General features: G+C 52.3%; 10 protein-coding genes. 6 read left to right on the forward strand and 4 right to left on the reverse strand.

Annotated elements, in window-relative coordinates:
• The 5 genes from ACKU4E_RS15990 to ACKU4E_RS16010 all read left to right on the forward strand — a co-directional run bounded on the left by ACKU4E_RS15990 (window position 1) and on the right by ACKU4E_RS16010 (window position 9,738).
• Window positions 1–402 (forward strand): response regulator, encoded by a 402-nt coding sequence (locus ACKU4E_RS15990; RefSeq protein WP_320172077.1) that lies wholly within the window; start codon window positions 1–3, stop codon window positions 400–402.
• Window positions 395–1,408 (forward strand): response regulator, encoded by a 1,014-nt coding sequence (locus ACKU4E_RS15995; protein WP_320172078.1) that lies wholly within the window; start codon window positions 395–397, stop codon window positions 1,406–1,408. The genes ACKU4E_RS15990 and ACKU4E_RS15995 overlap by 8 nt, the downstream gene beginning before the upstream one ends.
• A gap of 517 nt (window positions 1,409–1,925) precedes the next feature.
• The gene (locus ACKU4E_RS16000; RefSeq protein WP_320172079.1) at window positions 1,926–7,460 is read left to right on the forward strand and encodes a transporter substrate-binding domain-containing protein; all 5,535 of its coding nucleotides are present in this window, start codon (window positions 1,926–1,928) and stop codon (window positions 7,458–7,460) included.
• 12 nt (window positions 7,461–7,472) lie between these two features.
• A complete protein-coding gene (locus ACKU4E_RS16005) occupies window positions 7,473–8,552 on the forward strand; it encodes an HD domain-containing phosphohydrolase (RefSeq protein ID WP_320172080.1) in 1,080 nt (359 codons plus the stop codon).
• Between the two features lie 133 nt (window positions 8,553–8,685).
• Window positions 8,686–9,738, forward strand: a complete 1,053-nt coding sequence (locus ACKU4E_RS16010; protein WP_320172081.1) for a hybrid sensor histidine kinase/response regulator — start codon at window positions 8,686–8,688, stop codon at window positions 9,736–9,738.
• A gap of 16 nt (window positions 9,739–9,754) precedes the next feature.
• Here ACKU4E_RS16010 and ACKU4E_RS16015 read toward each other — a convergent pair whose 3' ends face one another.
• Window positions 9,755–10,138 (reverse strand): response regulator, encoded by a 384-nt coding sequence (locus tag ACKU4E_RS16015; protein WP_320172082.1) that lies wholly within the window; start codon window positions 10,136–10,138, stop codon window positions 9,755–9,757.
• Window positions 10,139–10,403: 265 nt separating this feature from the next.
• Between ACKU4E_RS16015 and ACKU4E_RS16020 the strand changes: the two genes are divergently transcribed.
• Window positions 10,404–12,773, forward strand: coding sequence for a transporter substrate-binding domain-containing protein (locus tag ACKU4E_RS16020; protein ID WP_320172083.1), 2,370 nt, complete (start codon window positions 10,404–10,406; stop codon window positions 12,771–12,773).
• Window positions 12,774–12,862: 89 nt separating this feature from the next.
• On the opposite strand, the gene panF is transcribed toward ACKU4E_RS16020, so the two are convergent.
• The 3 genes from panF to ACKU4E_RS16035 all read right to left on the reverse strand — a co-directional run bounded on the left by panF (window position 12,863) and on the right by ACKU4E_RS16035 (window position 16,288).
• Window positions 12,863–14,317: a sodium/pantothenate symporter gene (gene panF, locus ACKU4E_RS16025; RefSeq protein ID WP_320172084.1), complete on the reverse strand. Its 1,455-nt coding sequence runs from the start codon at window positions 14,315–14,317 to the stop codon at window positions 12,863–12,865.
• The gene (locus ACKU4E_RS16030) at window positions 14,317–14,631 is read right to left on the reverse strand and encodes a YhdT family protein (protein WP_320172085.1); all 315 of its coding nucleotides are present in this window, start codon (window positions 14,629–14,631) and stop codon (window positions 14,317–14,319) included. The genes panF and ACKU4E_RS16030 overlap by 1 nt, the downstream gene beginning before the upstream one ends.
• A gap of 148 nt (window positions 14,632–14,779) precedes the next feature.
• Entirely contained in the window at window positions 14,780–16,288 is a 1,509-nt protein-coding gene (locus tag ACKU4E_RS16035) for an L-serine ammonia-lyase (protein WP_320172086.1), read from the reverse strand.
• Window positions 16,289–16,352: the final 64 nt, after the last annotated feature.

Below are 16,352 nucleotides of genomic sequence, written 5' to 3' on the forward strand. Positions count from 1 at the left end.
ATGAAAGTCCTGGTTGCTGAGGATGATTTTGCTTCACGGAATTTTTTGCAGTTTTTTTTCATGAAATACGGTGAAGTGGATGTCGCTGTAGATGGAGTGGAGGCCCTGGAGGCTTTCAGGTCCGCGCTTGCAAGCGGAGAACCTTACAATCTGGTTTTCATGGATATCATGATGCCGGAGAAAGACGGTCTGGAAGCGGCACGGGAAATAAGGGAGATTGAGCGTTCGTTCAATGTGCAGCCCAAGCAGGAGGCCGCTGTCGTCATGGCCACCGCCCTTTCGGATGTTAAAACCGTATTCAAGGCTTTCAACAAAAGCGAGGCCACTGATTATGTGGTGAAGCCCCTTACCGTTGATGTTCTAAAAGCCAAACTTCTGGAGTTGGGGTTCATAAATGAGTGATGCTTTTGATATAGACGTCTTCCTTGTCGAGTTTGTCTCCGAGTGCCGTGAAGCTACAGAGTTTGCCGTTCAGGATGTGCTTAATCTGGAGCAGGGCAGGGATCAGGATTCCGTGGATCGTATTTTCAGGGCCTTGCACAGCATCAAGGGTAACTCCTCCATGTTCGGGCTTATGGATTTGTCCGAGTTCGTGCACAAAGTCGAGGACGCCTGCTCGGACATCAGGTCCGGGGAAAGAGCTATAGACAAGCTCGCAATCAATGTGCTGCTCAGAAGTTTTGATCTGATAGAAGATGCGTTTGAGAATATAATTGAAAAGGGTTCGGACAAAATTGATTACGGCAGGGGATACGCCCTGCTGAAAGAACTGGATTCGGATAGCGCAGTTGCCGATTCAGACGTTCCGCAGGAGAACCGGGCGGAGGCATCTGTGGAACCCGTTGATGAACCCGATGTCGAGCCAGCAGAATCCGGGATAGAACCTACACTTGAGCCTGTTGTGGAAGTTAAGGCCACCCCCGAGTTCTGTAAGGAACCGGTGATCGAGCAGGCCGGAAGCGTGCCGGAAGAGCCTCCGTTTCCTGTCCGCGAGAACCCGACCGCCCTTGTGGTCGATGATGACTTTATTGCTCGTAAAATTTTTGTGGGTTTTCTCTCCAAGTTTATGCCCTGCTACATTGCAAAAGACGGCGGGGAAGCCATTCAGGCGGTATCGCAGAGTTTTTCTGGGGAGATTCCCCGGTTTGACCTGATCATCATGGATGTGATGATGCCCAACATTGACGGGCTGCAGGCCTGCAAAGCCATTCGTCAGCTTGAGCAGGGCAGGAACGCGGATTCCTTTGACAGCGAATCCAAGATATTCATCGCCAGCAGCCTGAGTGATGAAAAAACCATGCACAGAGCCATGTATGAATGCGGTGCCGATTCATATCTTGTAAAACCTGTCCTGTATGACGATCTGCGTCGTCAACTGGTCCGGTTTCGTCTTATTGCTGCTGAATAGAGTCCCGGCCCTCAATCCGCGGCCGAGGCCTTTACTCTTTACTTTCCGTCTGTTTGCCATTCAGAAAGGCTGAACCGGGGTTATGCTTCGGCGCAGTCTGTTTCTTTTTTTCTGCGTGTCCTTTTCTCCATCACAAGTCAAAATTATAATATAGTTTGCGGCAGGATATAGGTTATCGCATCTATAATATGGTGTGTGCAGGCCTGGTCTGTGATGCATGTTTCACTATTTTAACCCCTGATCCGAAGATAGTGCTCATGTATATTTTATGTGCGCTATCGGCAGCCTGTTTTATTCAATAGGGTCATGCGTCTATCGTATTATTTTCACTTGAAAAAAAATGAAATTATGCAATAAATAAACCCATGATGCGGTGCATGTGTGGAGCCGGGCGGTTTTGCGGTAGGAAGTGCGGCCTTGGGTTGCCTGCAAATTCGTATGGTTCGGCGGGGGCCGCATGTCTTGAGCTCTGGAACAATTCTGCTGCACTCTGCAAAAAATCTGGAGGCCGGTCCTGATGGTTGTAAAAAAAATTCTCATTGCGATTGTGTGCCTGCTGGTGGCAAGTGCTGCCCTTGCCGCAGAGCCCAAAAAGGCGGATGAGACTTTTTCCGTTGCTTATTGTGAGGATTGCGTCCCGTTCGAGTTCTGCAACAAGGACGGTTTGCCAGACGGATTGGTAATCAATTACTGGAAGCTCTGGGCCAATAAGACCGGCGTAGCAATCAATTTTAAAGCAGCTCCCTGGGAAGAAAGCGTGCGGATGGCCAAGGCGGGGGAGGTTGATGCTCACGCAGGGCTCTTCTACAGCAAAAAACGCAATGAATTTCTGGAATTCGGCGCGCCTATGACCAGCAGCGATACTCATTTGTTTTACAGCAAGGCATTGCCCATAACCTGCAACGCGGATGTGCTTCCCTACCGTGTCGGAGTGCTTGCCGGCGGTCTGGCCGCAGAGTTTCTCCATGAGAAATATCCGGAAATGTCACTCGTGGAGTATCCCGATTTCAAAGCAATAATGTCCGACCTTGCAAGCGGCCAGTTGAAAGTCTTTGTGGCCGAAACGCTGGTCGGTCTGTACTATCTGCAGCAGTCCGACCTCTCCACAAGATTTCAGTACCGGGAGAGCCAGCCGCTTTACCGCAACTATTGGCGGGTGGCCGTTCCCAAGGATAAAAAAGACTCCCTGACCGCGATAGACGATGGAATGGCCTCTTTCTCTCCCGAGGAGAAAAAAAATATCAACCGTCACTGGACGGCAACGGCCAAAGGGCGTGATCCCGGCAGTCTGGTTATTACCGTGGACCGTGATTATCCGCCATTCTCGCTGCTCGGCCCCGATGGCGTACCGTCGGGAATGATCGTTGATATGTGGAAAGCCTGGAGCAGACAGACCGGCGTTCCAGTTGAGTTCGTCCCGGAGAGTTGGACCGGCACTCTGGAGGCCGTGAAGTCGGGAGAGGCCGATATCCATTTCGGGCTGTTCCGCTCCAGGGAACGTGAAGAATTCCTGCTTTTTTCCGGCCCCCTGTTCAAGGTGGATACCGCCCTGTTCTACCGGGCGGACAGCCGCAATCCCGGAGGACTGGACAGAATGTCCGGCATGAAGGTGGCGGTTATCGGCGGATCGTATCAGGAAAGTTACCTCAAGGAAAAGTATCCGGAGATCAAAACGGTTAGCTTTGCTGACGGCGAAGGGCTCATCCTGGCCGTTCTGAAAGGCAAGGCCGATGCGCTGATGCATGAAGTGCTGCAGGTGGAGGCGGAACTGGACCGCATGCAGATGCATGGGGCGCTGGTAAAAGGGACCGACAGCCTGTTTTCCAGTTTTATCAGGGCCGGGGTAAGAAAGGACAGGCCGGAACTGATTGAGTTGATAGATTCCGGATTCGGCAAGATTCCGTATCAGGTTTATTCCGGTATAGAAAAACGTTGGGTGAGCAATCCCGAAGACCTGTATTTTTCATCTGACGGCAGCCCGTTCAACCTAAGCGACGATGAATTGAAGTGGCTGGACGATCACCCGATGATAACTGTTGCCGTAATGGATGCCTGGCCCCCGCTGGATTATGTCAATGACCGGGGAAATCCGGAAGGACTGGGCGTCGATTATGTCCATTTGCTGAACAAGCGGCTTGGCGGGCGGTTGCAGATTTTGGCGGGCCCGTTCAAGGACAATCTGGAAGCAGTCCGTGAAAAGCGTATTGATGCTATAATGGACGTCACGCCCAAAAAGGACCGCGAGCCTTTCCTCGACTTTACCACCCCTTACATGATCATTCCCCATGTTATCGTCGGGCGTTCGGACGGCACGAAATATATGAATGAAAAGGAACTGGCGGATAAGACAATCGCTCTTGAACGAGGGTTCTTCAATGTTAAATATTTTCGTGAGACATATCCGGATGCAAAGGTGGTCGAATTTCCGGACACACTGGCCGCCCTTGAGGCCGTGGCCCGTGGAAGGGCCGATGCGTATGTGGGGAACAGGGCGGTGGCTGTTTATCTTATTGAAAGATATCTGCTGAGCAATCTTGAAGTGCAGGGTCGGATCAAGACGAAAGGTTCCGTGCTGGCGATCGGTGTGCGGAAGGACTGGCCTGTTCTGGCCGGAATTCTGGACCGGGCGCTCAAATCCATCGGCCGCCGTGAAGAAAGGGAGATTCTGAAGAAATGGACCGGGCAGGAGAACAGTCCGAAGGTTGAACTGAGCAAAAGTGAAAAACTCTGGCTGCGCAGCAGTCCGGTAATCCGGTTCAGCGTGGACCCGGACTGGCTTCCGCTTGAACGTATCGATCCAAAGTCCGGGCAGTACGAAGGTATCTCCGCCGATCTGCTGCATATGGTGGCCAAACGTACTGGACTCTCACTGGAACTTGTTCCGACCGCGAAGTGGAGCGACTCGGTGAAATACGTCCGTGACGGCAGGACGGATATGCTTGCCGCAGCCAGCGAGACAGCCGAACGGGATGAATTTCTGGATTTTTCCAATCCGTATATTGAGCTTTCCAATGTCGTGGTGGTCCGGCAGGAGACCCCTTTTCTGGGCAGTGTGGAAGATCTTACGGGCATGAAGGTGGGGGTGAGCGAAGGTAATGCCGCTCATAAATATCTTGAGGAGAATTACCCGCATTTGAATCTTGTGCCCATCTCAGGAGCACTGAACGGTCTGAAAATGGTAGCCGAAGGCAAGTGTGACGCCTATGTGGGAACTCTGGAGGTTCTGGGTTACCTCATCAACCAGAACGGCCTGTACAACCTCAAGGTGGCCCTGCAGCTTCCGGTCAGTCGCAAACTCTGCTTTGCGGCTCGCAAGGGACTTTCGCCCCAGTTGATTTCCATTCTGAATAAGGGGATCAGATCCATCAGCGAAAAGGAATCCGAGGCCGTGATCCGCAAGTGGATCAGCCTGAGGGTTGAAAACGGGATAGATATCTGGCTCATTATTCGGATTGCCCTCGGTGTAGGCAGCGTGGCAGGATTTATCATGTTCGTGGTCATCCGGTCCAACCGGCGTCTGGCGAGCGAGGTTCGGGTCCGTCAGCAGGTGGAGATGGAGCTGCTTGAGGCCAGGGACAAGGCAGAGGATGCCACGAGGGCAAAAAGTGAATTTCTGGCCCGCATGAGCCATGAAATCCGTACTCCCATGAACGCAATCATAGGCATGAGCCATCTGGCGCTGCAGACTGAGCTTACCGCGAAACAGCACGATTACATCTCCAAAATAAGAGCAGGGGCAAACAACCTGCTCGGCATCATCAATGACATTCTGGATTTTTCCAAGATAGAAGCCGGCAAGATGAGCATGGAGCGCATTGCGTTCCGTCTGGACGAGACCATGGACAACCTTGCCAACGTGATAGCGGTCAAGGCGGAGGAGAAGGGGCTGGAAGTCCTTTTTCACGTCTGTCCTGATGTGCCTAACGATCTGGTCGGAGATCCGCTGCGGCTCAGTCAGATTCTTATCAATCTGGCCAATAACGCCACCAAGTTCACGGAGCACGGCGATATAGTCATTTCAGTGAAACCGGAAGCTCAGGACGAGGAAACAGTTACCCTGTTGTTCTGTGTGGCCGATTCCGGAATAGGCATGACCGAGGAGCAGAAAAGTCGACTTTTCAAATCCTTTTCGCAGGCTGACGGATCGACAACGCGAAAGTACGGCGGAACGGGCTTGGGGCTGGCCATCTGCAAACGCCTTGTGGAGATGATGGACGGGCGCGTCTGGGTGGACAGTGTCCCGGGCGAAGGATCGACATTTTCCTTTACGGCGGTGCTCGGCAAAGGGGAAAAGGTCGAATGCAGCTACACTCCTGCCGCGGACCTGCGGGGACTGCGGGCTCTGGTCGTGGACGACAATTCCACATCACGGGCCATACTCAGCGAGGCTCTGGAGAGCATGACCTTCAAGGTCAGCACGGCAGCTTCCGGGGATGAAGCCTTAAAACTGATCAAGGAAGCCACCGAAAGCGGTAATCCGTATGAACTGGTACTGCTGGACTGGAAGATGCCCGGACTTGACGGGATAGAGACTTCCCGCAGGATTGAAAGGGAAGCCGGTCGTGAACTTCCCAAAATTCTTATGGTCAGTGCTTACGGCCGGGAAGAGATTATGGAGGAGGCCGAGGCTGCCGGACTTGAGGCCTTTCTGGTCAAACCGGTTAACCAATCCGTGCTTTTCGATACCATAATGGGCGTGTTCGGCCACAATGTTGAACGCAAGACTCGTAGAACTCTGGGCTTATCTGAAATCCCCGAGGGACTGTCCGCCATAAAGGGAGGCAGAATCCTGCTTGCTGAAGACAACGAGATAAACCAGCAGATTGCTGTGGAGATTCTTGAAAGGGCAGGCATGGTGGTTGAAGTTGTGGATAATGGAAAGGATGCCGTGGAACGCACGCTTGAGAATGAGTACGATCTGGTGCTCATGGACATCCAGATGCCTGTACTGGACGGTCTGTCTGCTGCAGGACACATCAGGGGAAACGGCATCGGCCATGAGTTGCTTCCCATAGTCGCCATGACAGCCCACGCCATGGCCGGAGATCGGGAAAAGAGTATTGAGGCCGGCATGGACGACCACATCACCAAACCGATTGACCCTGAACTGCTGCTCGGTATTCTGATCAAGTGGATCAAGCCGGGAGAAAGGGAGCTGCCGGAAGGGTATGTCTCCGCCACCGAGCGCAAGGATCGGGAACTGGCCGCAGATGATCTTCCTCTTGAAGGTGTGCCCGGTATCAATACCAAGTCCGGGTTGTCCAAGGTTTCCGGAAACCGGGAACTTTACAAGAAGCTGCTGGGACAGTTCCGGGCAAAATATATGACCCCGGTTCAGGATATAGAGGCCCAGCTTCAGAACGGGGAGGCCGATGTCGCTATCCGCACGGCCCACACGATAAAAGGCGTGGCTGCCAATCTCGGCGCGGACACGCTTTCCCGTTCCGCAGGAGAGGTGGAGCGTGCTCTGCGGGCAGGAGAGGAAAGTATCGAAACACTGCTTGCCGATATGCAGACCTGTATAGACACTGTGGCGAAGGGGCTGGATGAACTGCTGCCCGCAAAGGAAGATGATGGATCTGCCGGGGGCAGTAAGATAGATTCCGCTGTATGTCTTGAATTTATAGCCGGTATCGAGTCTGCGGTAGGCTCCAATTTATCTGAAGCCATGGAAACCATGGGCAGGCTCAGCAAAGAGGTCGAAGGAAGTGAGTATGCCGATCCGGTAGGCAGGGCGTCTGCCCTGCTGGATGATTTTGAACCGGATGAGGCAATGGACATATTGAATGAACTTGCTGACAAATTAAGTTCCGCGGAAATTCTACCGGATGATTCTGTGCCGGACAATCTCGGCGAAAAGATCAAGGCTTTTATCGAGTTCATGGATAATGATATTTCGCAGGCCGTTGGTCTTGCCGAAGAAATAAAGGGATTGGTCGCCGGTACGTACCTGATTGATCCCGTGCGGAAAATGGTGCAGGCTCTTGATGATTTTGAAACGGATGAAGCTCGTAGCGAGGCCCTTTCCATTCTGGAAAAGTTGGACAGCTGATAGGACAAGGCTATGAAACAGGTTCTGATAGTTGATGATACGGTGGAAAACCTGCAGGTCCTCATGGAGGCCCTCAAGGGGGAGTACGCCATTGTCACGGCCAAGTGCGGAGAAAAGGCCCTTGAGCTTGCCCGGACCAAACCGTACCCGGACATAATCCTGCTCGATATCATGATGCCGGGGATGGATGGGTACGAGGTTTGTGAAAAACTGAAATCAGATGTCAGGACCAGAGATATCCCGGTGATATTCATTACTGTGCTGATGGAGGAAGAGGATGAGGCCAAGGGGCTCTCGCTGGGGGCCGTTGATTATATTGTCAAACCTTTCTGCCCGGGACTGGTCAAGGCCAGGGTCAAAAATCAGCTTGAACTCAAAGAGCACCAGGACGACCTTGAAAAACTTGTCCGGGAGCGTACCAAAGAGCTTGCTCTGGTAAAGAAAGTCACCATTGAGTGTCTGGCTGCTCTTGCGGAGTGGCGGGACCCTGAAACCGGCGGACATATTGCCCGAACCCAGAACTATGTGCGGGCGCTGGCCTCCCATGTGATGGAGAAGGAAGAGTTCGCGGATCAGCTCAACGCTGACCTGATCGAGACATTGTATCTTTCGGCCCCGCTGCACGATGTGGGCAAGGTCGGTGTTGCGGATGCGATTCTGCTCAAGCCGGGCAGGCTGACTGACGAGGAATTTGCCGAAATGAAGAAGCATGCGCAGTACGGACGTGATGCCCTGGCCGGGGCTGAAGCCGCTCTGGGTGGGAACTCTTTTCTGCATTATGCCTGTGAAATCGCATTGTCCCACCATGAAAAGTGGGATGGTTCCGGGTATCCGCAGGGACTTGCCGAAGAGGATATCCCTCTTTCCGCCCGGATTATGGCTATTGCCGATGTTTACGATGCTCTCATTTCAAAACGTGTTTACAAAAAGCCTTTTCCACATGCCAAAGCAGTGCGGATCATCTCCGAGGGGCGTGGTACTCATTTTGATCCGCGATTGGCGGATGCCTTTATGGAGATTGAGGAGCAGTTCCGGCAGATTGCTCTTGAATTCGCCGATTTTGATGAAGAGCGTGAAATGCTCATGAAATGAATGGGCTGAAGCGGTTGCCCTTATCCCGGAACTCATTCTGAATCTGAGTGATATTTTTTTTTGAAAGTTCAGGATATACGCTGAAGTTGTATGTATTTCTTACCGGTTGTCTACCTGACAGGGGATTGGAATAATGAGTGAAAAAATGACGGTTCTGGCGGTGGATGACACCCCGGAAAATCTGCATGTTCTCATGGAACTGCTCAAGGATGATTACGCCATTCTGGCTGCCAAGGATGGAGAAAAAGGGCTTAAACTGGCCCAGACCAAGAATCCGGATATAATTCTTCTTGATGTGATGATGCCCGGCATGGACGGTTATGAAGTCATAGAAAAACTGAAGTCGGACGAGTGCACCAGAGATATCCCGGTTATTTTCGTAACGGCCTTGAGCGAGGCTGACGACGAAAGCAAGGGGCTTGCCATGGGAGCCATCGATTACATCACCAAACCGTTCAATCCCGCCATTGTCAAAGCGAGGCTGAAGAACCATCTGGCGCTTCGGGAAGCCGCCCGGCTTCGCGATGATGTGGAACGCATCATGATGCACGACCTTAAGTCTCCGCTGACAGCCGTGATAGGCCTGCCGCAACTGCTGCTCATGGAAGAGGGACTTGATGAAATGCACCGCAGGATGCTCAGGAATATAGAGGATGCCGGTTACACCCTGCTGTCCATGGTCAATATGTCTACATCCATTTTCAAGATGGAGCGGGGAACTTATGAATTTTCCCCGGAATCCATGGACCTCGCCGCAGTAGTCCGCAAGGTGTTTTTCGGCATAGAGGATACGGCCTCAATGAGAAACATAAATCTTGTTCTGGAGATAGACGGCATCGAAGCCGGTCCAGATCAGCAATTCATCATCATGGGAGAAAACCTGCTTTGCTACTCCATGCTGGCCAACCTGATAAGTAATGCCCTTGATGCCTGCCCTGCCGGAGGAAGAATTCTTGTCCGGCTGAACCGTCTTGATGATTCTGTGAAGATAGATGTCTGCAATCAGGGGGAAGTCCCGGAAAAAGTCAGAGGATGTTTTTTCAGCAAGTACGCCACGGCCGGGAAAAGCAAGGGAACAGGGCTGGGAACATATTCCGCTCGGCTTATAGCCCAGGCGCACGGCGGAGATATTACTCTTGCCTGCGGAAACGGAGAGGTTGAGGTTTCTGTTACAATCCCGCAGTGATAATAAACAGTTCTGCTTAGCCCCTTATCGTTTCCTTGAGCTTGCGTTGCAGTGTTGCCGGGGTGAACGGCTTGACTATGTAGTTCGTTGCTCCTGCCTGAACAGCCTGTATCACCTGCGACTGTTCTGCTTCTGCCGTGATCATGAGCACCGGAAGTTTTTTGTATTTGTGTTCAGTTCTTATTTTTTGAAGAAATTCAATCCCCGTCATCTTCGGCATATTCCAATCCAGAAGAATAAGATCAATGGAGGGTGTGTCTGCCAGTTTATCAAGGGCATTCAGACCGTCTTCGGCGAAGTGCAGGTTTGTATACCCCAGCATGCGCATTATGTCTGCGATGGTTCGGCGCATGCTCTGATGGTCATCTACGATCAGTACTGATGAAAATAAGTCGGGCATGTTTCTCTCCATTTTTGAGTGTGATTCTCTATATACTTATTTTGCCTAGTCAGGGCAATGACCTGTTCTTATTTTGGCGATTTTATGTCGATTTGGAGAGCAACTCGGGAAACAATCTTTGTCACTCACTGAAAAATATTATATTTAAGTCATTAGATAAGAAGAAATTGTAGTCGTGGTGCATGCTTTTGAATTAAATCGAAGATTCTCAGACCAATTCTTTGCCGCTCTTTTCGGCAATGGTGTGTCTGTACGGAGCTTTCTCATGAAGGTTAAAGTGCTTATCGCAATGCATGTGCTGCTTTGTGTCTTGTTTTTTTCAGTTTGTTCATGGGCAGCCATGCCTGCGCATGAATTGCGGCTGACTCCTGCAGAGCTCAGTTATATCAAAGAGCACCCTGTTGTTACGCTGGGAACTGATGAGACTTTTGATCCCTTTGTTCATAAAAACGAGGATGGATCGTACAGCGGAATTGATGTTGACGTAACGAAGCTGATAACGGAAATGACCGGGCTCAAATTCAGTTTTGATCAGGGTAAGTGGGCTGAAATTATTAAAAAAGCTGAAGAAAGGAAGATTGACGGCCTGACCTCGTCCGTGCCGCATCCCAGCCGCGCGAAATTTTTTAATTTTACTCCCCCGTACGCCAAGTACTCCACAGTGGTTCTTGTAAGGAAGGATAATCCGGAACGCCTGCACAGTCTGGATGATCTTGACGGAAAACGGGCTGCAGTGATGCGTGGAAATATCAACATGCTTAACGGCGTGAAAAAGACCGGGGCAAATGTTGAGATTGTCTGGGAGCCGAACGCGTACGAGCTTATCAAGAGCGTAGCAACAGGGCGAAGTGATTTTCTTATTGCCGGTGAACCGGCATTTTATCTGATAGCCAAACTGGGGCTTTCCGGGTTTCTTGAAAGTGCTTTTCCCACAGGCGGTACAACGGAGTTCTGCTTCAGCCTGCGTAACGACCAACCGGAACTTGTGTCTATCTTCAACAAGGCGTTGAAGAGTATCCCTCAGGAGAAACTTGTCGCCATCTGGAACAAGTGGCTGCGCGGTTCCGCCTGGAATCCTGTCGGTGATGACGGGCGGATAAAACTGACGGTACCGGAACAGGAATTTCTTAGCGTAAACCACTCTCTTGGGGTCAGTGTCTGGTCTGACCGTCCTCCGTTCGCGTTTTTTCCTTCCGGGGGAAAGTTTCGCGGAATGGTTGCAGATTTCATGCATCTGGCAGGAGAAGACCTTGGATCCTCCGTCAAGCTTCTCCCGGTCCGCTCCTCTGATCCGCTGGAAGACCTGAAACAGAAAAAATGTGATCTTGTAATGATGTGCGAACTCTCGGATCGCCCGGAACCCGGCATTGCGTACACCATGCCCTATATTTCCTTTCCTTATGTTATTGCGGCAAAAATGGATAAACAGTTTCAGGATGAATTTCATCCCGAAGACAATCAGATATTTGCCGTGGTCAAGGGAACGTCCGCTATATCAAGGCTGCGTGCTGAATATCCCGGACTAAACCTGCGGGAAACAGAATCCGTGCACAGTGGATTACGGAAGGTGCGGGACGGGGAAATCTATGCCCTGATTTCTACTTTTCCGGCGGTCACATATGAAATTCAGAAAAATTTTCTTACTGAACTCAAGGTAATAGCCCAGACCCCGCTTAAGGCGCAGTACGCGGTTGCCACCAGGGAAAGTTCCGCAGACTTGAACCGCATTTTTCAAAAAATAGTGGGAAATATCGGCAACAGTGAAAAGCGCCAGATCATCAACAAGTGGATGGCCATTAAATATGAAAAGGGTGTGGATTATTCCCTGGTCTGGAAAATTCTTTTCGTATCCGTCCTTGTGGTGGGACTTATCCTGTACAGGAACCGTGTCCTGCAGTGCGCAAAGCGCAAGGCCGAAGCGGAGCTGGAAGCTGAACGCGAAACTGTCCGGGCCAACCTGAATTTTATAGACATGATTTCCAATGAGTACAGGTCGCCCCTTTCCGTTATTTCTTCCAATCTGGATCTTATAGAGGAAAAGACCGGGAGAGAGGGCGAAAAGGATGTAAGCAAGGAACTTGAAAGAATGCGCAACTCCACGCAGAGACTGCTCAACATTTTTGATAAGTCACTTGCCAAGGTTCGTATTGAGAGTGCTGAGCAGCTTCCGGAAAATCACTCTGTCGATCTGGTCGAGATCGTCCGGACAGTTATGAAGGACGTGCAGAGCACCCATCCGGATCACATTATTGAACTGGAATTCCCGGAAGATAGTCCCCTGACCGTGTCCGGTGATTCCGAACTTCTAAGTCTTGCGGTTGTCAACCTGCTCGACAACGGGTGCAAGTATTCCGAACCGGATGTCCCGGTTGTGGTGTCGCTTTTTACTTCCGGACAGACCGTAACCTTACGGGTCCGTGATCAGGGAGTGGGGATGCACAGCGATGATCAGTTGAGGGTTTTCGAAAAGTACTACCGCTCATCCAATGTCGGGAAAAAACGCGGCGCAGGTATCGGGCTCTATATCGTAAAGAAGATAATCGACCTGCATGCCGGCAGGATTCGGGTTTCGTCCATTCCCGGTGCCGGGACAACCTTTACCGCGGAATTTCCCGCCGCCCAGTCCAGACAGTAGTAAGCTTCCGCCCATAAAGAGCGGGTGCTGCACTGCCGGACCGGACGGCGGTCTGTGTTTTTTTACGCTGTCCGGGGTGGATGAACGCGCTATCGGCTGATGTTGCGTCCGCCTGCATACGATCCGGCGATATAGGCCGCTATGGCCGCAGCCGTTGTCGGGACAATGGCGTGGACCCCGCCCATGGCCGGCTTCATTATGGTCAGGGTGATGAAGACGGCGACCCCGCATATGATGGAGGCCAGCGCTCCGACCGCATTCCCTTTTTCCCAGTACAGGCCGAGCACAATAGGGCAGAGGAAGGTTGCTTCCAGTCCGCCGAATGCGAAAAGGTTGATCCAGACCAGCAGGTCCGGAGGTTCGGTTGCGGCCAGAAAAACCAGCAGGCCGATTGCTGCCGTTGTTATCAGGCTCATCCTTTTCAGCCCGGAGACCTCCATTCTGGAGGCGTCACCCTTGAGCCGGTAGTGGATGTACAGGTCTTTGATTATTGCAGCCGATACCAAGAGGAGCATTGAATCCACAGTGGACATGATGGCCGCCAGCGGACCGGCGATGAAAACCCCGGCCCATACCGGTGAAAGCAGTTCCACGATCATGGTGGGCATTGCCAGGTCGCCGGAAGGGAGGTTCGGGAAAACCGCTCTGCCCATGGCTCCGGCAAGATGAGCGCAAAGGATCATGAAGCCGATGATGAGCGTACCAATGACCATGGCATCGTGCATGGCCTTGGAATCACGATAGCCCATACAACGCTGGGTGGTCTGCGGCAGGCCGAGTATGCCGATACCGACAAGCACCCAGAAGGACAGCGTGAACGGCTGCGGAACAGCATTCTTGGGCCCGGTGGGGGTGATCAATCCCGGATCGATGTCTTTCAGTGTGGATATGCAGTGCTCCACCCCGCCGCCTGCATGGATGACGGCCAGCAGGATGACCACTACCGCAATGACCATGACGATTCCCTGTACTGCGTCGGTAAGAACAACAGCCCTGAATCCGCCTACGGCAGTGTAGAGCACCACACTGATTCCGAACAGCCCGAGGCCGACTATGTACGGATATCCGGTGACAGTCTGGAAGAGCCTCGCCCCGCCGATGAACTGGGCCAGCATGGCGGCCATGAAAAATACGACCAGCGCCACGGAGCACAGGATGACTACCGCGTCACTTTCATAACGGGCTCTAAGGAAATCGGTTATGGTTACCGAGTTCGTTTTGCGGGCCATTATGGCAAATCGTTTGCCGAGAACCCCCAGAGTGAAAAAGGTCGTGGGAACCTGAATCATGGCCAGCAGCACCCAGCTGAGGCCCAGCCGGTAGGCCACTCCGGGACCTCCTACAAAGCTGCTGGCACTGGTGTAACTTGCGATTACGGTCATTGCGAGAACAAAGCCGCCCATGGAACGGTTGCCGATGAAATACTCTTCAATGAATCCTTGCGAAGATTCGGAAGCAGATTTCTTCCTGGCCCAGAGTGCCACTGCCACTGAAAATGCCAGATAGATTATGACCGGGACGATGGTCTGGATTGTTGCTGGCATTACTCTTTCTCCCCTTGCGAATCCCCGGCGGAGTCCGGAAATTCAGCATCCGTAATTTCCGCTTCAAGAGGCATGTCTTTGAACTTAGTGCGCACAATGATCCACAGCACTATGGTTATGACCGGATAACCTGCTATGCAGCTGTAGAAGAACCATGCCGGGAAGCCCCAAACATAGGTGTATTCGTCCGGGTTGTTATTGCCCATGCCGAAGCCGAATACATACCACCAGATAAAATAGAGTGCGTAGACCGTCAGAGCGAGCAGGGCTTCACGGTCTGCCTGTCTGAAACGCCGGTCCCGGTTGTTGTTCATTTCGTATCCCCTGTTGTTTCCGGGGTTAAAATTATTGTCTGCGCGGATGGCATTGCGGGTTATGAGAGTGCATTGCGATGGGATGTATCTTTTTCAGCGGACAGATTCAAGCTCCGGGTATTGCCGGTCTGATTTTCGGCGTACGGACTCAGCAGTCAACCATGGTCATGCCGAGTCCGGCGGTTCCCATTTCCTTGAACGGCTGGGGGAGGGCCCTGCCGGTCTGCAGCATGGCCATAATCACACGGTCCAGATCTTCCCAATGCTGGGAGATGATCTCATTTTTCGCCATCAGGCAGGCGTTGTAAGCTTTCAGTGCACCAAAGGCATTGCGCTCTATGCAGGGGATCAGAACAAAGCCTCCGACGGGATCGCAGGACATGCCCAGATGATGCTCCAAAGCGATGGTGGCAGCCACTTCGGTGGTCTTGATGGTGGCTCCTGAGGCATAGGCGGTCATGGCTGCGGCCATGGCCGAAGCAACACCTATCTCGCCCTGACATCCTACTTCGGCCCCGGCAACACTTGCGTTGTTTTTACAGAGAAATCCAACCAAAGCTCCGGCCAGCAGACCCTTGCGCATGTCCTCGCGTGATAGTTTGAGGTGATCCTTCATGATTTTTACCAAGGAGGGCATGGTTCCGGCGGACCCCAGAGTCGGGGCGGTTACGGCGAGGCGGCCTGCGGCGTTTCCTTCGGAAACAGCGAGGGCGTAACTGCTGACCTTCTGCATAAGGGCCTCGCCATCATCCATTTTTTGCGCCTGTGCGTAGAGGTGCTTAGCCTTGCGGTGGAACTCGAAAGGCGCGGGCAGCAGACCGTCTTCTTCCAGCCCGAGGGCAACTCCATTGAGCATGGTGTCAAGAATCAGGTCCAGATGGGCATTAACGTCTTTTTCATCACAGCCCATGATGGCCATTTCATTTTCAAGCATGATTTCATGCAGCTGCTTGCCTGTCTTTTTTACCAGCTCGTTGAATTTGGTCATGCTGCCGTAGATATGTACCGGGTCGCCGCGTTTCTCCTCCGGTTGTCCTTTCCATGAATAAAAGCCGCCTCCGGTGGAATAATATTCGCGTTCAACCAGTACCCTGCCGTTTTTGTCGACAAACTGCATGACCAGAGTGTTATTGAACGGGTAGTCGTGGTCGATGCTGTCCCAGACTATGGTCCCGGCATGGCTGATGCCGATTTTTTTGTCCGAGAAGGAAATTACATGGGTTTTGCTTTCATCAGCAAGAGCGTCCATTACCGAAGGATCGCACGTTTTGGCTTTCTGGCCCATCAATCCGCTCAGTATGGCCCTGTCTGTACGATGCCCTTTACCGGTGGATGAAAGACTGCCGTATAAATGCGCTTTGATGCTTGTGCCCGCCGACAATGTGGCGTTGTCCTGTTTCTCCAGAAACGCGCGGAAGTTGCCGGCAATGCGCAAGGGGGCCAGCGTATGGGAGCTGGATGGTCCGGGGCCTATTTTGAACAGGTCCGTTACGGAGGTGCATATGCGGCCCGCCGGCGGTCCGGAGTAGCATACGTTCGGGGGCAGGTCCGGAAAAGAGGAGGCGGGAATGCCGCGGGCCTGCGCCGGTGCGGATTTAAAGAGACTCAGTCCGGCTGCAGTCAATGCGGCGGTCTTGAGAAAATAGCGTCTATCCATTGTAAATTTCCTTGCTCATTATATCCGTCCTGAATCTGACCGCTTGTCGGCCGGAAGTGACATT

This window comes from Maridesulfovibrio sp. (genome assembly GCF_963677005.1).
Lineage (GTDB): Bacteria > Desulfobacterota > Desulfovibrionia > Desulfovibrionales > Desulfovibrionaceae > Maridesulfovibrio.

Excerpts from the sequence above, each read along its gene's own strand:
- ACKU4E_RS16000 (WP_320172079.1), top strand. The coding sequence starts at position 1,926 with ATGGTTGTAAAAAAAATTCTCATTGCGATTGTGTGCCTGCTGGTGGCA.
- ACKU4E_RS16005 (WP_320172080.1), top strand. The coding sequence starts at position 7,473 with ATGAAACAGGTTCTGATAGTTGATGATACGGTGGAAAACCTGCAGGTC.
- ACKU4E_RS16020 (WP_320172083.1), top strand. The coding sequence starts at position 10,404 with ATGAAGGTTAAAGTGCTTATCGCAATGCATGTGCTGCTTTGTGTCTTG.
- ACKU4E_RS16035 (WP_320172086.1), bottom strand. The coding sequence starts at position 16,288 with ATGGATAGACGCTATTTTCTCAAGACCGCCGCATTGACTGCAGCCGGA.
- ACKU4E_RS16015 (WP_320172082.1), bottom strand. The coding sequence starts at position 10,138 with ATGCCCGACTTATTTTCATCAGTACTGATCGTAGATGACCATCAGAGC.
- ACKU4E_RS16010 (WP_320172081.1), top strand. The coding sequence starts at position 8,686 with ATGAGTGAAAAAATGACGGTTCTGGCGGTGGATGACACCCCGGAAAAT.
- ACKU4E_RS15990 (WP_320172077.1), top strand. The coding sequence starts at position 1 with ATGAAAGTCCTGGTTGCTGAGGATGATTTTGCTTCACGGAATTTTTTG.
- ACKU4E_RS16030 (WP_320172085.1), bottom strand. The coding sequence starts at position 14,631 with ATGAACAACAACCGGGACCGGCGTTTCAGACAGGCAGACCGTGAAGCC.
- panF (WP_320172084.1), bottom strand. The coding sequence starts at position 14,317 with ATGCCAGCAACAATCCAGACCATCGTCCCGGTCATAATCTATCTGGCA.
- ACKU4E_RS15995 (WP_320172078.1), top strand. The coding sequence starts at position 395 with ATGAGTGATGCTTTTGATATAGACGTCTTCCTTGTCGAGTTTGTCTCC.